Origin of the sequence: Pseudomonas sp. 65/3-MNA-CIBAN-0223 (assembly GCF_040310425.1) — a bacterium.
In the GTDB taxonomy this organism is placed as follows: Bacteria; Pseudomonadota; Gammaproteobacteria; order Pseudomonadales; family Pseudomonadaceae; genus Aquipseudomonas; species Aquipseudomonas gregormendelii.
The window spans coordinates 21,914-37,302 of record NZ_JBEOPV010000009.1 but is presented as its reverse complement, the minus strand read 5'-3'; the positions used below and the strand labels follow the sequence as shown (position 1 = coordinate 37,302).

General features: G+C 61.7%; 13 protein-coding genes. 7 read left to right on the top strand and 6 right to left on the bottom strand.

What is annotated here, in order from left to right; translation table 11 throughout:
• Nucleotide 1: 1 nt before the first annotated feature.
• The 4 genes from AAEZ09_RS12740 (at nucleotide 2) to AAEZ09_RS12725 (ending at nucleotide 4,954) form a co-directional block, all read left to right on the top strand.
• Entirely contained in the window at nucleotides 2–2,473 is a 2,472-nt protein-coding gene (locus AAEZ09_RS12740; RefSeq protein ID WP_350599795.1) for an ABC transporter permease, read from the top strand.
• On the top strand, nucleotides 2,463–3,527 hold the full coding sequence (locus tag AAEZ09_RS12735) for a lipocalin-like domain-containing protein (RefSeq protein ID WP_350599649.1): 1,065 nt from the start codon (nucleotides 2,463–2,465) through the stop codon (nucleotides 3,525–3,527). The genes AAEZ09_RS12740 and AAEZ09_RS12735 overlap by 11 nt, the downstream gene beginning before the upstream one ends.
• A gap of 135 nt (nucleotides 3,528–3,662) precedes the next feature.
• Nucleotides 3,663–3,830 (top strand): hypothetical protein, encoded by a 168-nt coding sequence (locus AAEZ09_RS12730; RefSeq protein WP_177328588.1) that lies wholly within the window; start codon nucleotides 3,663–3,665, stop codon nucleotides 3,828–3,830.
• Between the two features lie 446 nt (nucleotides 3,831–4,276).
• Nucleotides 4,277–4,954 (top strand): type 1 glutamine amidotransferase domain-containing protein, encoded by a 678-nt coding sequence (locus AAEZ09_RS12725; RefSeq protein ID WP_045059715.1) that lies wholly within the window; start codon nucleotides 4,277–4,279, stop codon nucleotides 4,952–4,954.
• Nucleotides 4,955–4,989: 35 nt separating this feature from the next.
• Here AAEZ09_RS12725 and hglS read toward each other — a convergent pair whose 3' ends face one another.
• The 3 genes from hglS to AAEZ09_RS12710 all read right to left on the bottom strand — a co-directional run bounded on the left by hglS (nucleotide 4,990) and on the right by AAEZ09_RS12710 (nucleotide 8,889).
• Nucleotides 4,990–6,357 carry a 2-oxoadipate dioxygenase/decarboxylase HglS gene (gene hglS, locus AAEZ09_RS12720; RefSeq protein WP_350599648.1) on the bottom strand — a complete coding sequence of 456 codons (1,368 nt, stop codon included), beginning with the start codon at nucleotides 6,355–6,357 and terminating at the stop codon, nucleotides 4,990–4,992.
• Between the two features lie 113 nt (nucleotides 6,358–6,470).
• The gene (locus AAEZ09_RS12715) at nucleotides 6,471–7,412 is read right to left on the bottom strand and encodes an alpha/beta fold hydrolase (protein WP_045059717.1); all 942 of its coding nucleotides are present in this window, start codon (nucleotides 7,410–7,412) and stop codon (nucleotides 6,471–6,473) included.
• A 25-nt stretch (nucleotides 7,413–7,437) separates the two neighbouring features.
• Entirely contained in the window at nucleotides 7,438–8,889 is a 1,452-nt protein-coding gene (locus AAEZ09_RS12710) for a flavin-containing monooxygenase (RefSeq protein ID WP_350599647.1), read from the bottom strand.
• A gap of 181 nt (nucleotides 8,890–9,070) precedes the next feature.
• Here AAEZ09_RS12710 and AAEZ09_RS12705 point away from each other — a divergent pair, with 181 nt between their 5' ends.
• Complete coding sequence (locus AAEZ09_RS12705; RefSeq protein ID WP_350599646.1) at nucleotides 9,071–10,144, top strand: diguanylate cyclase; 1,074 nt, start codon at nucleotides 9,071–9,073, stop codon at nucleotides 10,142–10,144.
• 296 nt (nucleotides 10,145–10,440) lie between these two features.
• Here the strand turns inward: AAEZ09_RS12705 and AAEZ09_RS12700 are convergent, their stop codons facing one another.
• The 3 genes from AAEZ09_RS12700 to AAEZ09_RS12690 all read right to left on the bottom strand — a co-directional run bounded on the left by AAEZ09_RS12700 (nucleotide 10,441) and on the right by AAEZ09_RS12690 (nucleotide 13,542).
• The gene (locus AAEZ09_RS12700) at nucleotides 10,441–11,310 is read right to left on the bottom strand and encodes an oxaloacetate decarboxylase (RefSeq protein ID WP_045059720.1); all 870 of its coding nucleotides are present in this window, start codon (nucleotides 11,308–11,310) and stop codon (nucleotides 10,441–10,443) included.
• 134 nt (nucleotides 11,311–11,444) lie between these two features.
• Nucleotides 11,445–12,479 (bottom strand): arginine N-succinyltransferase, encoded by a 1,035-nt coding sequence (astA, locus tag AAEZ09_RS12695; RefSeq protein WP_350599645.1) that lies wholly within the window; start codon nucleotides 12,477–12,479, stop codon nucleotides 11,445–11,447.
• Between the two features lie 46 nt (nucleotides 12,480–12,525).
• Nucleotides 12,526–13,542 carry an arginine N-succinyltransferase gene (locus tag AAEZ09_RS12690; protein WP_045059722.1) on the bottom strand — a complete coding sequence of 339 codons (1,017 nt, stop codon included), beginning with the start codon at nucleotides 13,540–13,542 and terminating at the stop codon, nucleotides 12,526–12,528.
• Nucleotides 13,543–14,061: 519 nt separating this feature from the next.
• Here AAEZ09_RS12690 and AAEZ09_RS12685 point away from each other — a divergent pair.
• The gene (locus tag AAEZ09_RS12685) at nucleotides 14,062–14,637 is read left to right on the top strand and encodes a histidine phosphatase family protein (RefSeq protein ID WP_350599644.1); all 576 of its coding nucleotides are present in this window, start codon (nucleotides 14,062–14,064) and stop codon (nucleotides 14,635–14,637) included.
• A complete protein-coding gene (gene cobF, locus AAEZ09_RS12680) occupies nucleotides 14,634–15,389 on the top strand; it encodes a precorrin-6A synthase (deacetylating) (RefSeq protein WP_045059725.1) in 756 nt (251 codons plus the stop codon). The genes AAEZ09_RS12685 and cobF overlap by 4 nt, the downstream gene beginning before the upstream one ends.

Genomic DNA, 15,389 nt, shown 5'->3' with positions numbered 1-15,389 from the left:
GGTGCGGGTTTTCTACCAGGCATTACGCGCGCTGCTGAGCCACTGGCGGCAACACCCGGTGCAATTTTTCAGCGTGCTGACCGGGCTGTGGCTTGCCACCAGCCTGCTCACGGGCGTACAGGCCTTGAACAGCCAGGCACGGGACAGTTACGCCCGGGCCAGCGAGCTGATCGGGGGCGAACCCCAGGCCAGTCTCAGTGCACCGGGCGGGGGAACATTTTCCCAGCAACTGTTTGTGGACCTGCGGCGTGCTGCTTGGCCGGTTTCGCCGGTGCTGCAGGGACGGGTGACGCTCAAGGGACTGGAACAACAGCGACTGCAACTGATGGGCATTGAACCGGTGTCGCTGCCGGCAGGTTCTGCGGTGGCCGGGCGGGCACTGGCGATCGAGCAGATCGTCGAGTTTTTCACGCCCCCGGGCAGCACCTGGGTCGCACCGCAAACGTTGCGGGCCATGGGGTTGCATGAGGGCGAACGGCCGGTCAGTGCCAACGGCCAGACCTTGCCACCGCTGCATGCCCAGGCCGACATGGCGCCTGGCGTACTGCTGGTGGACATCGGCTTTGCCCAGCAGATTCTCGACCAGCCCGGTCAAGTGTCGCGCCTGCTGTTGCCCAAGGATTTCAGCGCGCCGCTGCCGGACCGGTTCAGCGCTGTGCTGCAACTCACGCGCAGTGGTGAAGAAAACAATCTGGCGCGCCTGACCGAAAGCTTTCACCTGAACCTCGATGCCTTGGGTTTTCTTTCATTCGTGGTCGGCCTGTTCATCGTCCATGCGGCCATCGGCCTGGCCCTGGAGCAACGCCGTGGTCTGCTGCGGACCTTGCGTGCCTGCGGCGTCAGTGCGCGGATGTTGATCGCTTGCCTGGTCGTCGAGCTGGGCGCTTTGGCGCTGGTCGGTGGAGTGGCCGGGGTCGCCAGCGGCTATCTGCTGGCGAGTGTGCTGTTGCCGGATGTCGCCGCCAGCTTGCGGGGCCTGTATGGCGCCGAAGTCGCCGGGCAACTGAACCTGAGCCCGTGGTGGTGGTTGAGTGGCATCGGCTTGAGCCTGCTCGGGGCGTTGCTGGCCGGTACCCATAGTCTGTTGCGGGCGGCGCGCCTGCCCTTGCTGGCGCTGGCCGATCCCCAGGCCTGGCACCAGGCCCACGCGCGCTGGCTGCGCCGCCAGGGCTGGGTCGCAGCGCTGGCAGCGGTGATCGCGCTGTTGGCATTGTTCCTGGGCAATAGCCTGGCCAGCGGCTTTGTGTTGCTGGCTGCGTTGTTGCTTGGTGCCGCGCTGGCGCTGCCGGTGGTGCTCAATCTGGTGTTGAACGCAGTATTGCAGCGCAGCCGCTCGGTGCTGGGCCAATGGTTCGTCGCTGATTGCCGCCAGCAGTTGCCGGCGTTGAGCCTGGCACTGATGGCGCTGCTGCTGGCGCTGGCCGCGAATATTGGCGCCGGGAGCATGACCGGCGGTTTTCGCGAGACCTTCAGTCACTGGCTGGAACAACGCCTGAGCGCCGAGCTGTACCTCAACCCACAGAGCCCGGCGCAGTCGGTCGAGTTGTACGCCTGGCTCAAACAGCAACCGCAGGTCGAGGCGGTGCTGCCCAACTGGCAGGTGTCGACGCAACTGCAAGGTTGGCCCACGGACGTCTTTGGCGTGATCGACCACCCAACCTATCGCCAGCACTGGCCGCTGCTGGAGGCCCAGGGTGACGACCCATGGAAGCGCCTGGCGAGCGACGATAGCGTGATGCTGAGCGAACAGCTGGCCCGCCGGTTGAAGGTCCGGCTGGGGGATTCGCTGCCAATGACCACGCCCGGTGGAACCTGGTCGCCGCAGATCGTCGGCATCTATGCCGACTACGGCAATCCCAAAGGCCACGTACTGGTCAATGAGCGACACCTGCTGCGACATTGGCCACAGCTGACGCCCAGTCGATTCAACCTGCGAATCGATCCGGCCTCGATTCCGTCTTTCCTCACCACGCTGCAGGCGCGCTTTGCTCTGGATGACAATCGGATCGTCGATCAGGCGCGGCTCAAGGACTGGTCCTCACAGGTGTTCGAGCGCACCTTTGCCGCGACCGCCGCGCTGAACAGCCTGACCCTGGCGGTTGCCGGCGTCGCTTTGTTCATCAGCCTGCTGACCCAGAGCCAGAGTCGCCTGGGGCAACTGGCGCCGCTCTGGGCGCTGGGGGTGACACGGCGCCAGCTGATGCTGCTCAACCTGGGCCAGACCTGGCTGCTGGCGGTGCTGACTCTGATCCTGGCATTGCCGCTGGGCATCGCCCTGGCCTGGTGCCTGGACGCCGTGATCAATGTCCAGGCGTTCGGCTGGCGCCTGCCGCTGCGGGTGTTTCCTTGGCAGCTGTTGCAACTGATGGGGCTGGCCCTGCTGGCGACACTGCTGGCGTCGGCCTGGCCGCTGTACTCGTTGTATCGCACGCAACCGGCGGATCTGCTGAGGACTTTTGCTCATGAGGATTAAGCTCGCAGTGCTGCTGTTGATCCTGCTCAGTGGCTGTGATCAGCCGGCGCCGGTCGGAAAAGGTTTTGCCGGTCTGGGCACTGCAGCGTCGTCATTTACCCCTGTCGTTCCAGGGCGGCTGTTCAGCTTTCCGGCTGATCACGGCCCCCATGATGGTTTTCGCATCGAATGGTGGTACGTGACCGCCAACCTCAAGGACGCCCAGGGCCGCGAGTTCGGGGTGCAATGGACCTTGTTCCGCAGCGCGCTGCAGGCCGGGCCGCCAGCGGCGGGCTGGGCCAGCCAGGTGATCTGGCTGGGGCACGCGGCAGTGACCTCGGCCACCGCGCACCACGCCGCCGAGCGTTATGCCCGGGGAGGGGTGGCGCAGGCGGGCGTCGCACTGGCGCCGTTCAATGCGTGGATCGATGACTGGCACTTCAGCAGCCAGGGGCGCGATGCGCTGGCCGACCTGCAACTCAGCGCTCGGGACAAGCACTTCAGCTACAACCTGCGGCTGACGTCCACACGCCCGTTGGTATTGCAGGGCGATCAGGGTTTCAGCCAAAAATCGGAACAGGGCCAAGCGTCGTACTACTACAGCCAGCCGTTTTTCCAGGCCAGCGGCGAACTGGAGATCGATGGTACCCGCTATCAGGTCAGCGGCCCGGCGTGGCTCGATCGGGAATGGAGTAGCCAGCCACTGACCGCCAGCCAGACGGGCTGGGACTGGTTCTCCCTGCACCTGGACAGTGGCGAGCAGGTGATGCTCTATCGCATGCGGCAAAAGGACGGCGAGCCTTACCTGACCGGTACCTGGATCGATGCGCAGGGCCACACCCAGGCGTTGCACGCCAGCGAGATCAGCCTGGCGCCCGAGGGCACAGCGAAAGTGGCCGGTCGCACCATGCCCGTCAGCTGGTCGATCAGGATTCCGGGCAAGCAACTCGACATCCGCCTCCGTGCGCTGAACCCGAATGCCTGGATGGATTTGCGCATTCCCTACTGGGAAGGACCGGTGCGCCTGAGCGGGAGCCACGCCGGCCAGGGCTACCTGGAAATGACCGGGTATTAGCCGCGCAAACGGCTTGGAACTCCAACCCGCCTGCGGCTCTCTACCGTACGAACCCCTGCCGGGAACGCCGCAATTTGATGACTGCGGTGAGCGTGGCCGGGACAGTCGACGATCCTGAGCCTGAGGAGGCCAGCAATGAAACCGGTAACCGAGACGGAACACCCTGACGAGCCCCGGCCACCCGGGGAAGTCGAGCGCGATAATGATGCGTTGCGGCCCACTGACCCCAATCGCCGCAAGGAACAGGGCAAAGGCACCGACAGCGGGGAATCGACTGCGCAGGAGACGGCTGACAATCCCTGATGATTATTCAAACATAACTTTCACACAGTTTGTGACAGTAAGTTTATTGGTCGGACCGGTGAATTCGAAAATTTGTTTGCATGATATTTAAAGTGACATCCTGTTAAATATCATGTCGATAAATTTCATGTTGGGTTCGGCGATTTATCTTCAAACCTATATTAAAATAGTGTTCGTTCGCCCAGTGTCATGGCTCTTTACCAGTGCATGGATTGCCAAGGCCACTGCACTGGGCGAACCCCTCTTCATCCGTCATTGCAAGGTTATGCGGCGTTCACAACAGGGGCGATCACAGGGTCGCTCTTTTTTGTCTTTAAATTTCGAGTGTCATCTCTAATTGTAGATTGCCTGGTTTGCACAATTGAAAATTGCGCCGTTGGGACTGAAACGAACCGACCTGGCTGATGGTCAATGAAACAGGCACATCGACCCGGAGCGACTACGACATGAAAATCCTGATGGTTCTGACGTCCCACGACCAGTTGGGTGACACTGGCAAGAAAACCGGTTTCTGGCTGGAAGAATTCGCTGCACCGTATTATGCCTTCAAGGATGCCGGCGCCCAGCTGACCCTGGTGTCACCGAAGGGCGGTCAGCCGCCCCTGGACCCCAAAAGCGACGAGCCGGATGCGCAGACCGCCGCCACGGAGCGCTTTCGCAAGGATTCTGCTGCGCAGGCTGCCCTGGCTTCAACCGCGTTGCTGAGCAGCGCCAGGGCCGAGGACTACGATGCGGTTTTTTACCCCGGCGGCCACGGCCCGCTGTGGGACCTGGCCGAAGACAAGGTGTCGATCGCGCTGATCGAAGCGTTCTACCAGGCTGGAAAACCCGTCGCGGCGGTCTGCCATGCGCCGGGTGTGTTGCGTCACGTCAAGGGCGCGGACGGCCAACCGCTGGTCAAAGGCAAGCGGGTGACGGGCTTTACCAACTCCGAGGAGGAGGCGGTGCAACTGACCGATGTCGTACCGTTCCTGGTAGAGGACGCGCTCAAGGCCAACGGTGGCCTCTACTCCAAGGGCGACGATTGGGCCAGTTACGTGGTGACCGACGGGTTGCTGCTGACAGGGCAGAACCCGGCGTCGTCCGAGGCAGTGGCCGAGGCGCTATTGGCCAAGCTGCGCTAACCCTTCGCCAAAGCGCCAGGTTGCGTGACCTGGAATCAGGCGAAACACTGCTCGATTGAACGGCGCTGCGTTTCTGCGTACAGCGCCAGTTCATCAATGGTTGCGCGTCCCAAGGCCTGCTCGAAGGCTTGGCGGTTCGAATGCTCGCCATAGTGGCTTTGCGCAGCGTCCCCAAGGTTGGACTGAAATATCCCCGCCGCACTGACCGGCAGGAAATCCTCGTAAACCAGCGGTTCCACCCGCAGATAGTCATCGCGTAGAAGGTCCTCCAGCGCCATGGTTTGCAGCGCTCCCGCAGCCCGGCCCTTGTCCGTGACGAAGTACCGAAAATACGCCAACTCTTGCTGGCGCATGCCCTCTAGCGTGTCAGGAAACTCGCTGAAATGCCGCTCCATTAGCGTGTTGTAGCGTGTGGCGTTGCTTTCGTTGGGAAATTCGCCGAGTTCATCCCGAGCCGCGTTCAGCAGGCGGTCATACAGTGCGCGCCCTTTGGGGGTCAGCGCGGCGCCCCTTTGTTCGATTTCGCCAAAGCGGGCGCTATGGCTGCCGCGACTGTCGGCTTGATCAGTAAAGGCGATCGGCTCATCCAGCGCCTTGAAACTGGTCTGGCGCAGCAAAATCGGACACTGGCGACGGGGTGGGCCTTCGACCACCGCCTTGGGGGTGATGCCGTGGTCGGGCATTTGTGCCTGTACGATATCGATGTCCAGGGTGCGCGGCGTCAAGTGGTTGATGTGGGGGCCCTTGAACGCCACCACGTCGGCGATCAGGCGATGTTGCGCGCTGAGTTTTTGATACTGCTCGGCGGTGACGGTGGCGCTGTGGTGCCAGCGGAAGGTTTCCAGCGCCTGCTCGACGAATTGTTGCGCCTGCTCTTCGCCAAGGCCGCCCTCGCGTTCGGCGCACTCGATGAGGTGCAGCGCCGCCGGGGTGAAAATCCTGCGTTTATCCAGTACCGCCTGGGCAAAGGTACGCAGTGCCTGATCTTCGATCAGCTCAAGGCGCAGCAATGAGGTGAACACCCGAAACGGGCTGACTTGCAATGCGGCTTCGTGCACCGCGCGAAACGCGGTGGAGTGCACCGGCACCCCCGCCGGGGTCAGGTCGTAGTAGCCAACGGGCTGCATGCCCATGACCGCAAACAGGCGGGCCAGGGTGGCCAGTTCATCGGCCGTGCCCACGCGAATTGCGCCATGGCGCTCCAGGTCCAGGCGCTGGATTTCGCCGGTACTGTCCAGTTGCCGGGCCACCTGTGGATCGCTTTGCAGCACGTGACGGTTGGTTTGCTCCACCAGTTGCATCAGCGCGCCGTACAGCGGGACCTCTTCGCGGTACATGTCGGACATCGCTTTGGAGAAGCGTTGGCGGATCAGGTCGGGGCTGACGAAGCTCGGATGGCTCATGGAAGGTTTTCCTGGCGCTGGCGTGAAGGATGGGCAAAAGATCGCAGCCTTCAGCGTCCCCGACAAACGAAGAATCTTCCGAACTTCATTCTGTCACGGACTGCAAACAGGGGTCAGACCGGCAAGTGCGAGCGTTGGGATGCCAAAAATTCTCCATACAGTCGCGCCGTGTGTGCGGGCTGTTCAACCATCGGCATATGCCCGACGCCTTCGCCGATCTCCACCCGCAGGTCGGCAATGCCCTTGCTCCAGACCGCCACACTGCTGACATCGATCAGCCGGTCCTTGCGCCCCCACACCAGCAGGGCCGGGCACTTGATATCGGCCAGTCTTGGCTCCATCGGCGGGCTGGCGCGAAAGTCTCTGAAGATTTCCTCCAGCTCATCGCGAGACTGTTGATAGCGTTGGGCAAAGGCATCCAGCACCACCCCCGGCACCCAGGGCGGATTGGCCATGGTCATGGCGTAGAACTGGCGGAATTCCTCCCGGGAATGAATCAGGAACGGGTTATGCCCCTTGCCCAGCTGCCGCTCCAGATCACTGATCTCCGGTGCAGTGACGCCGGCCGGGTCGATCAGCGCAACCGACGCGATGCGGTCCGGGTAGTGGGCGGCAAGCCAGGCCGCCATGTAACCCCCCATGGAGTTGCCGATCACATGCACTTTTTCCACGCCGCAGACGTCGAGCAGCTGGATCATGCGCTTGGCCTGGAGCGGGATGTCGTAGCCGCCACCGGCCTTGAATCCGGTTTCGCCATGGCCGGCAATATCGGGGATGATCACCCGGTACTGGCCGACAAAATGCCGGGCGAAGCGCAGCCACAGGTTCTTGTCGGCGCTGTAGCCATGCAGCATCAGCACGCTGCTGGTGGCCTCGTATGGCCCACCTTGCCAGGTCGAGACCGTCATTTCGGGGATCGGCACGACGATCTTGTGCAGCCGGTACAGCTTGGCTTCGATGGCGGTGCTCAAGTCATACAGCAAGTAACCGATAGCGGGGTAGCTCAACCAGCTCCAGGCCACGAAAACAGCGATAGCGACAACCAATAAAAGCATCAGCGTCTTCCTTCTATCTAACGAATCAGGAGAGCAGGTGATCGGCGGGTTTCAGCGCCCGGGTGAGCCGGTGATAGCTGAAACTGAACCCCGGAAACATGGCGATTACATGACCGCTCTTGCTGTGATACCAGCTGTGGCAACCGCCAGACTTCCATACCGTGCGCTCCATTTCTCTGTGGATCATTTCAGTGTAGGTACGTTCCGCCTCAGGGCGCACCTCTATGCTGCGTAAACCCTGTTTTTTTAACGTGCCGATACAGTCGAGAATGTAGTTCATCTGCGATTCGATGATGAACAGTGCCGAGGTGTGGCCGATTCCGGTGTTGGGCCCGGTGACGATAAACAGGTTGGGAAAGCCCGGCAGGCTGGTGCCGAGGTAGGCCCGGGGGTATTGCGCCCAGACATCTTGCAGACGCGTCGCGTTCTTTCCGTAGACCGGATAGGAAATCACCCCGTCGGTGGCGTCGTAACCGGTGGACCAGACGATCAGGTCCAGATCGATGTGCTGGCCATCGCTGGTCACGATGCCGCTCTCGTCAGTACGGGCAATCCCTTGTTCGCGGCTGTGCAGTGTCACATTGCTGCGCCCGAGCGCCGGGTACAAGGTGCTGGAAACAATCACCCGTTTGCAGCCGATGGCGTAATCCGGGGTCAGCTTGCGCCGCAGTTCGGGATCGGCCACCTGGCGCTTGAGAAAACCCAGCGCCTGTTGCTGGACCAGGCGGATCGCCGGCCGGGAGTACTTGAAGGCAATCACCCGGGCTTCAAATTGCCAGTAGATCATCCAGCGCAACAGCTTGTAGGCCGGCTTGAGGCCCAGGAGCCAGCGCTGGAACCGGCCAAACCGGCGATCTGCCCGGGGCAGCACCCAGTGTGGAGTGCGCTGGAACACATGCAGTTGCTGAACGTGCGGCGCGATCGCCGGGATCACCTGGGCAGCACTGGCGCCGCTGCCGACAATGGCCACGCGTTTGTTGCGGTAATCGTAGGCGTGGTCCCACTGATTGGTGTGAAAAGTCTTGCCCTTGAAACGTTCCTGGCCTTCGAAGCGAGGCACCACCGGCTGGCTCAGCGGCCCGGTGGCATTGATCAGGAACTGCGCCTGGAACATCCCCCGCGAGGTGTGCACCACCCAGCGCCTGTTGTCATCGTCCCATTCGATGCGCTCGACATTGGTCTGCAGTTCGACCTTGTCCCGCAAGCCGAAATGCTCGATCACGTACTCGGTGTAGCGTTGCAGTTCGGCCTGTTCGGCGAACATCTGCGTCCAGCGGTACGGCGCAAATGACAAGGAATAGAGCGGCGAGGGCACGTCCACCGCAGCGCCGGGGTAGGTATTCTGGCACCAGGTCCCGCCAAAGAAATCCCGCCGTTCCAGCAGGCGGAAATCTTCGATGCCGGCCTTGAGCAAATTGATCGCCGCGCACTGGCCGCCGAATCCGCTGCCGATGATCAGCACTTTAAAAGTTTGCATGGACTTCCTTTTTTGATGGCGCGCCCCTTCATGTATAGCCAAACATTCGGCCCACGCCTGCCATCAATGTCGGGATATTCAGGCCGCCAGCCGGTGATGGCTATTTAACGTTGCCCTGATAGACTTCAGCACACACGCAACCCAGGTGTCAGCAGGTTCTGTTCAGTGGCATAGAGGCCCCATGGAAAAATCGGGAGTCAAAGGACTTTCACTGGCACGCAGGCTCTACACCTCGCGAACGTTAGGCCTGGCCCTGGGCCTGTTGTGCGTGGCCGCAGCCATGTACCCGCTCGATCCGCCGCATTGGGTCTGGGCGCTGATGCTATTCAACGGCCTGGTCTGGCCACACGTGGCTTATCAATGGGCCCGACGCAGGAAAATTCCTTACCACGCCGAACAGCGTAACCTCCTGGTGGATGCCTTTCTCGGCGGATTCTGGGTCGCCGCCATGCAATTCAATCCGCTGCCCAGCGCCGCGACCATTTCCATGATGGCCATGAACAACGTCGCAATTGGCGGGCTGCGTTTCCTGCTGGCCGGCACGGCGGCGCAGATCCTTGGCCTGGGCGTCGGCCTGCTGATCTTCGCGCCTGCCTTCGTGCCTGAAACCAGCCAACTGCAGTTGTACGCCTCCTTGCCCCTGCTGTGCCTTTATCCTTTGGCTCTGGGCTGGATCTGTTTCCGCCAGGCCCACACACTTGGCCAGCACAAACGTGAGCTGCTGGCGTTGAGTCGCACCGACAGCCTGACCGGCCTGCTCAACCATGGTGCCTGGAAAGACCAGCTGGAACTGGAGTTTCAACGGTGCCGCCGGCAGGGCAAGGGCGGGGCGATTGCGTTGATCGATATCGACCACTTCAAGGCGATCAACGACACTTACGGGCATGTGGCCGGCGACATCGTCCTGCGCCAGCTGAGCAAAATGCTCCGGCAGAACCTGCGGGTAACCGACCTGGCCGGGCGTTACGGCGGTGACGAATTCTGCGTGATCCTCCCAGACCTGCCCCTGAGCAGCGCGGCGGCGGCCATGGATGTACTGCGCGACCGTTTTGCGAAATTGGGCCATGAACAGGAACCGGCGCTGAGAGTCGGCCTGAGCATTGGCCTGGCAGCATTGAACCCGACCCACACAGACGCCATCTTGTGGCTCAATGATGCGGACCAGGCGCTGTATGAAGCCAAGACCACCGGGCGCAATCGGGTTATCTGCAGCAATGACAGCCGGTCCGAGTGGGAATTGCTGGATTCGGTATAGCGACTTTGGATGCGCGGTGCTGTAACCGCATCGCGAGCAAGCTTTGCTCCCTCAGGGATAGCGCCAAAAGATCGCAGCCTCGTTGCACTCGACAGCTCCTACGCAGTTCTAGCTAGCCCGGAGGGTGCGCACAATCAGATAAGCGCAGCGCGCCGGCTTGACGCCTTGGTCGGCCCGAAGGCCGCCACGGCAAAGCTCTTGATCGCAGGCGCCCCGTTAACCACGCTGGCCGAACGCAGGTATTGCGCAGCGGGGAAACCGGCAAGGATGCCGGTTTAGCCGCGCTGGGCCAGCCATCACTCCTTGACGCTCATAAACTCCTCAGCCCAACGAATATACTCCTCAGGCTGGGTATAGGTATGGGTCAACTCGGTAGCACTCAAATCCGATGCCTGAGTGAAAATCTGCCGCTGCTCACGCAGACTGTCATAGGTCGCCTTGATCGCCGCAAAATACGCCCCATGCCCATCAATCGTCACCCGCACACCCAACTCGGCCAGGCGCTTGTCATCACGCAACAGCGGGTTGCCATACGTCACCAGCATCAACGGCACAGTCAGGTGCTCGGCCAACTGTTCAAGATGATCAAAATCACGCACACCCACCATGCAAATCCCGTCCGCCCCGGCACGTTGATATTGCTGAGTTCGGCTGATGATTTCCTGGACGGGCAGAATGCCGGCGTTGGTCCTGGCAATAATCGCCATCTCCGAATCAACCCGGGCTTCCAGCGCCGCGCGGATCTTGCCGACGCCCTCGGCGACCGTGATCAGGTCAGTGGATTTGCGGCCAAATTGCGCTGGCAGCAACGTATCTTCAATGGTCAGGGCGCAGATGCCCGCGCGCTCCAGTTCAACGATGGTGCGCATCACATTCAGCGCGTTGCCATAGCCATGGTCGGCGTCGGCAATCACCGGCAGTTGAGCGACGCGGCCAATGCGCGTGGCCTGTTCCGCGAACTCGCTGAGGGTGATCAAGGCAAAGTCGGGGGCGCCCAGCACCTGCAGCGATGCGACCGAGCCGCCGAGAATGCCCACTTCGAAACCCAGGTCTGCGGCAATGCGCGCCGACATCGGGTCGAACACCGAAGCGGTGTGGTAGCAGGCATTGGAGGCGAACAGCTCGCGGAAGTTACGGCGTAAGTCTTGATGAGAAAGCCTGGACATATGAGTTCCACCATTGAAATGGACGGGCTTGAGCAAAAGTGTCAACGCCGAAGAAACAAAAGGCTATCACGCGAGCGCAGGAAGAATGATGACGAATTTACCGGGTGCCCTGGCAAAGCCCTTGCCAGGGCCGATCAGGCGGCGGCCGCCTCTCGCAGCGGGTCGACCAGTGGCACGGCGCGTACCGAGTCACCGGGTTGCAGTTGCAGGCGCTTGGCAGTGAGACGATCGACCACCAGGCTGCCGTCCACCTGCCGCCCATGGGCCGCCGTGATCCGGCAGTTTTCCAGGCGGCGATTGTGGATCAGCCAGAGCGGCGCCTGCCCGTCCAGGCTGCCGATGGCCAGCGTCAGCGCCTGGCTTTCGCGTACCGTGCGGATGTCGGACACCGGGGCCTCGATGACCGGCCCGGCGTCAAAGATGTCGATGTAACCCTGATGGGTAAATCCCTCGGCGCTGAGGATCCTCAGCGCCGGTTCGGTGTTCGGGTGGGCCTTGCCGATCACCGCCCGGGCCTGCTCGGTCAACAGGCAGGTGTAGAGAGGCTGGCGGGGCATCAGTTCGGCGATGAACGATTTGCTGCCCATGCCGGACAACTGGTCGGCATGGTGGAAATCCTTCCTGAAAAAGTGCCGGCCCAGGCTGTCCCAGAAGGGCGAGCAACCATCGAGGTCGGCATGCCCCCGCAGTTCGGCAATCAGCCTGTCGCCGAACAGATGGGTGAACTCGGCCACGAACAGCAAGCGTCCCAGGGACAGCAATCTGCCGTTGCTGCCCGAGCGCAGGTCGGGGTGCAGGAACAGCGAGCAGAGTTCCGATTGCCCGGTCATCTCGTTATTCATGACCAGTGTCGGGATCTGACGCTCGATACCCAGGTCTGGCGACGAGCTGTGGGTCATTGCGACCCGATAGTTGTACCAGGGCTCGCGCAGGCCTACGGCGCCCTTCAAGGCGCTCACGCCGACGATTTGCTGCTCGTCGTCCTCGAGCACGAACAGGTAATCGGCATCAGCGCGTTCGACCTGCTCGGCAAAGGTGCGCCGGGCCCAGCGCACCCGGTGCGCCAGCCGATCTTCGTTGGCCGCAAGGCCGGTAAACCCGGGACCGGCCTGGCGGACCAGCGCCAGCAGGGCAGGCAAGTCGGTGGCGCTGACCGGGCGCACGATCATTGCGGCGCTCCCGCCGCCCGTCCTGGGGTGGGTCGTCGAAGGCTGTTCACAGCGCGACCAAGCGGATCAGGCTGCCGGCGTGCACATTCAACGCGGCGCACAGTTGCAGGGGCAACGCCACAGGTTGCCCGGCACGCACGTCCAGGTCGGCAACGATCGCGCGAAAGTCCCTGAGCGAGTCATTGCTGACCAGATATCGGCCGCGCGCATCGATGGCGGTAACCGGCCTGACGCTGGCAGTGAATCCCCGGGCCACCGACCGGATGGCGCAAAGAGGCGCATGCAGGGTCGGCCCACCGTCGAACAGATCGACATAATGATTGGTCTTGAAGCCCTCGCGTTCGAGAATATCGAAGGCTTCCTGGCCATCGGGATGGATGCGGCCGATGCAGGCCTGCGCAGCCTGGGGCAGCATCGGCACATAGATCGGGTAATGCGGCATGAGCTCCGCCAGGAAAGTCCGGCTTTGCAGGCCACACAGGCGCTCGGCCTCGGTGTAGGGCAGGTCGAAGAAGTGTTTGCCCACCGCATCCCAGAACGGTGAATGGCCCTCATCATCGCTGAACCCGACTATCTCGGTAATCACCGAGTCGGCAAAACGATGGCGGTGAGCGCCGATGAACATCAGGCGAGCCCGTGACAGCAATTCGCTGAACCGGCTCCCGACCAGGGTCGCCTCGACATGAAAGCCGCGCAACAAGGTGTGCCCGCTCAGGTCGTGACACAGCGACAAGGCGGGTACGGCATGTTCGACGTTGAGTTCCCGCGAGGCGGCGGTGTAATCCCGGTGGCGCAGGCTGTAGAAGGGCGTTTCGAAACCCGCCGTGGCGAGAATTTCCGAACAGCCCATCAGGCGTTGGGTCTCGAGGTCTTCCAGCACGAAGAAGTAGTTCTGCGGTCCTTGCACGGCGGCGTCTTTTTCAAATGAATCGCAGGATCCGATAATCCGCTCGCGCAGGCGTCCGGTGTCGTCGGGCAAAGACGTGACGCCCGGCAGGCTGTCACGGGCGAGTCGTTGCAGCTGGGGCAGATCGCTCAATTCGACTGGACGCAAGACCAGCATGGATGCACTCCTGTATCAAAGGGTCGGGTGACAAGCACCCGACCTGACTGTCACTGTCGGTTTCCACGCATTGCAGGGGCGGCTCACCTGATCGGTATCAGGCGCCACTGTTCATGTTTTTCAGCTTTTCACGACGCTGGCAGGGTCCCGGCGAGTCGTTAAACGCGCTGAGGCCGGCAGCGCTATGCCACAAAGATCACGGGGTGAAGGAGGTCATTATTCTGAAGATTCAGAGAGGGCATCCGGGCTCCTGCTGGATGTTTTTTCGTTTAATTCACAGGTTGATGGATCCAGTATTTATGCAACGCGCCGTGGCTGTCTAGTGATTTTTTCAAGGCTTTTTGCTCCCTTGAATACGGCCTGAGGCCTGTCAGTAAAGGCCTACAGGCATGGTCGTAGTTCGTGTAGGCCACTTGCCAATCCGTGTGTCAGACACTGCCGTCTTGCACCCAAGAAAACGCCTGCAGACAAGCTGCAGCGTGTTACCGTTTCCTGACTTTTTGCAGCGAGCATTCCCAAGTGCGGGCGACCCGTTTGACCTTGATCTGCCATGCGAGAACCGTCGCACAAAAGTTGGCGCGGTTTCCTACAAATGAGCCGTTGGAAATGGATTGGCAATCTGCACAGGGCTCCCGCAGTCGCCAATTCAAAACTTCGTCAAGACTCCTGTCTGCCCCGGAGCTGCGTGCACGGCAAACCGCTGGTTTGTTCGGTCGTGAAGTGGAGACTGTGGAGGCGCTGCGCGACTGCGACTTCGGTCGGTGGTGCGGCGCGCAGATTGATGACGTGCACGAGGCCGAACCCCAGGCGCTGCAGGCCTGGCTACAGAATCCTGATTCGGCCCCCCATGGCGGCGAATCGGTCGCCGCGCTCACTCGCCGGGTGGCGGCCTGGCTGACCGCGCTTGAGGCGACACCCGGGCACATAGTGGCGGTCACCCATCCGTTCGTGATTCGTGCGGCGTTGACCTGGGCCCTGCAAAGCTCGGCGTTTAACCAGATTGATGTTGAACCGCTGTCGATCGTCGAGTTGCGGTTCAACGGGCGCTGGCGTTTTCGTTTAACAGGCGAGGGGCATGAGGAATCGCAGCCATGAAAAAACTCCTGGTAATTGGCATCGGCGCCGGCAACCCTGACTACATCACCCTGCAGGCGGTCAAGGCGCTGAATAGCGCCGATGTGTTTTTCCTCATGGACAAGGGTCAGAGCAAGGACAAACTCATCGACCTGCGGCGCGACATCTGCGAGCGCTACATTACCCACAAGGCCTATCGTTTCGTCGAGGCCCCAAGTCCCGAGCGGGAGCGGGGAGAGGTGGACTACAGGGCCAGCGTGGAAGACCTGAACCTGGCCAGGCAGTCGACCTTTGAGCGGCTGATCCATGAGCAGATGGCCGACGACGAGTGCGCGGGTTTCCTGGTGTGGGGCGATCCGGCGTTGTACGACAGCACCATCAGGATCCTCCAGGCGATCCTCGATTCGGGCCGCTGTGAGTTCGAATTTGAAGTCATCCCCGGGATTACCAGCGTCCAGGCCCTGTGCGCCCGGCATAAGGTGCCACTCAATCGCATTGGCCAGTCCATCGAAATCACCACCGGGCGTCGTCTGGCGGCGGGGCAGGTGAGCGATGCCGACAGCCTGGTGGTGATGCTCGACGCCCAGGATGCCTACCACCAGGTGGCAGATCCGCAGACCGAGATTTACTGGGGCGCTTATCTGGGGACGCCGGATGAGCTGCTGATCCACGGCAAGCTCGAGGACGTGGCGCAGGAAATCGAGCGGGTGCGCAAGGCGGCTCGGTTGGCCAATGGGTGGATCATGGATACCTACCTGTTGCGCAAGCCTTGA

Excerpts from the sequence above, each read along its gene's own strand:
- AAEZ09_RS12735 (WP_350599649.1), top strand. The coding sequence starts at position 2,463 with ATGAGGATTAAGCTCGCAGTGCTGCTGTTGATCCTGCTCAGTGGCTGT.
- AAEZ09_RS12730 (WP_177328588.1), top strand. The coding sequence starts at position 3,663 with ATGAAACCGGTAACCGAGACGGAACACCCTGACGAGCCCCGGCCACCC.
- AAEZ09_RS12725 (WP_045059715.1), top strand. The coding sequence starts at position 4,277 with ATGAAAATCCTGATGGTTCTGACGTCCCACGACCAGTTGGGTGACACT.
- hglS (WP_350599648.1), bottom strand. The coding sequence starts at position 6,357 with ATGAGCCATCCGAGCTTCGTCAGCCCCGACCTGATCCGCCAACGCTTC.
- AAEZ09_RS12715 (WP_045059717.1), bottom strand. The coding sequence starts at position 7,412 with ATGCTTTTATTGGTTGTCGCTATCGCTGTTTTCGTGGCCTGGAGCTGG.
- AAEZ09_RS12710 (WP_350599647.1), bottom strand. The coding sequence starts at position 8,889 with ATGCAAACTTTTAAAGTGCTGATCATCGGCAGCGGATTCGGCGGCCAG.
- AAEZ09_RS12705 (WP_350599646.1), top strand. The coding sequence starts at position 9,071 with ATGGAAAAATCGGGAGTCAAAGGACTTTCACTGGCACGCAGGCTCTAC.
- AAEZ09_RS12700 (WP_045059720.1), bottom strand. The coding sequence starts at position 11,310 with ATGTCCAGGCTTTCTCATCAAGACTTACGCCGTAACTTCCGCGAGCTG.
- astA (WP_350599645.1), bottom strand. The coding sequence starts at position 12,479 with ATGATCGTGCGCCCGGTCAGCGCCACCGACTTGCCTGCCCTGCTGGCG.
- AAEZ09_RS12690 (WP_045059722.1), bottom strand. The coding sequence starts at position 13,542 with ATGCTGGTCTTGCGTCCAGTCGAATTGAGCGATCTGCCCCAGCTGCAA.
- cobF (WP_045059725.1), top strand. The coding sequence starts at position 14,634 with ATGAAAAAACTCCTGGTAATTGGCATCGGCGCCGGCAACCCTGACTAC.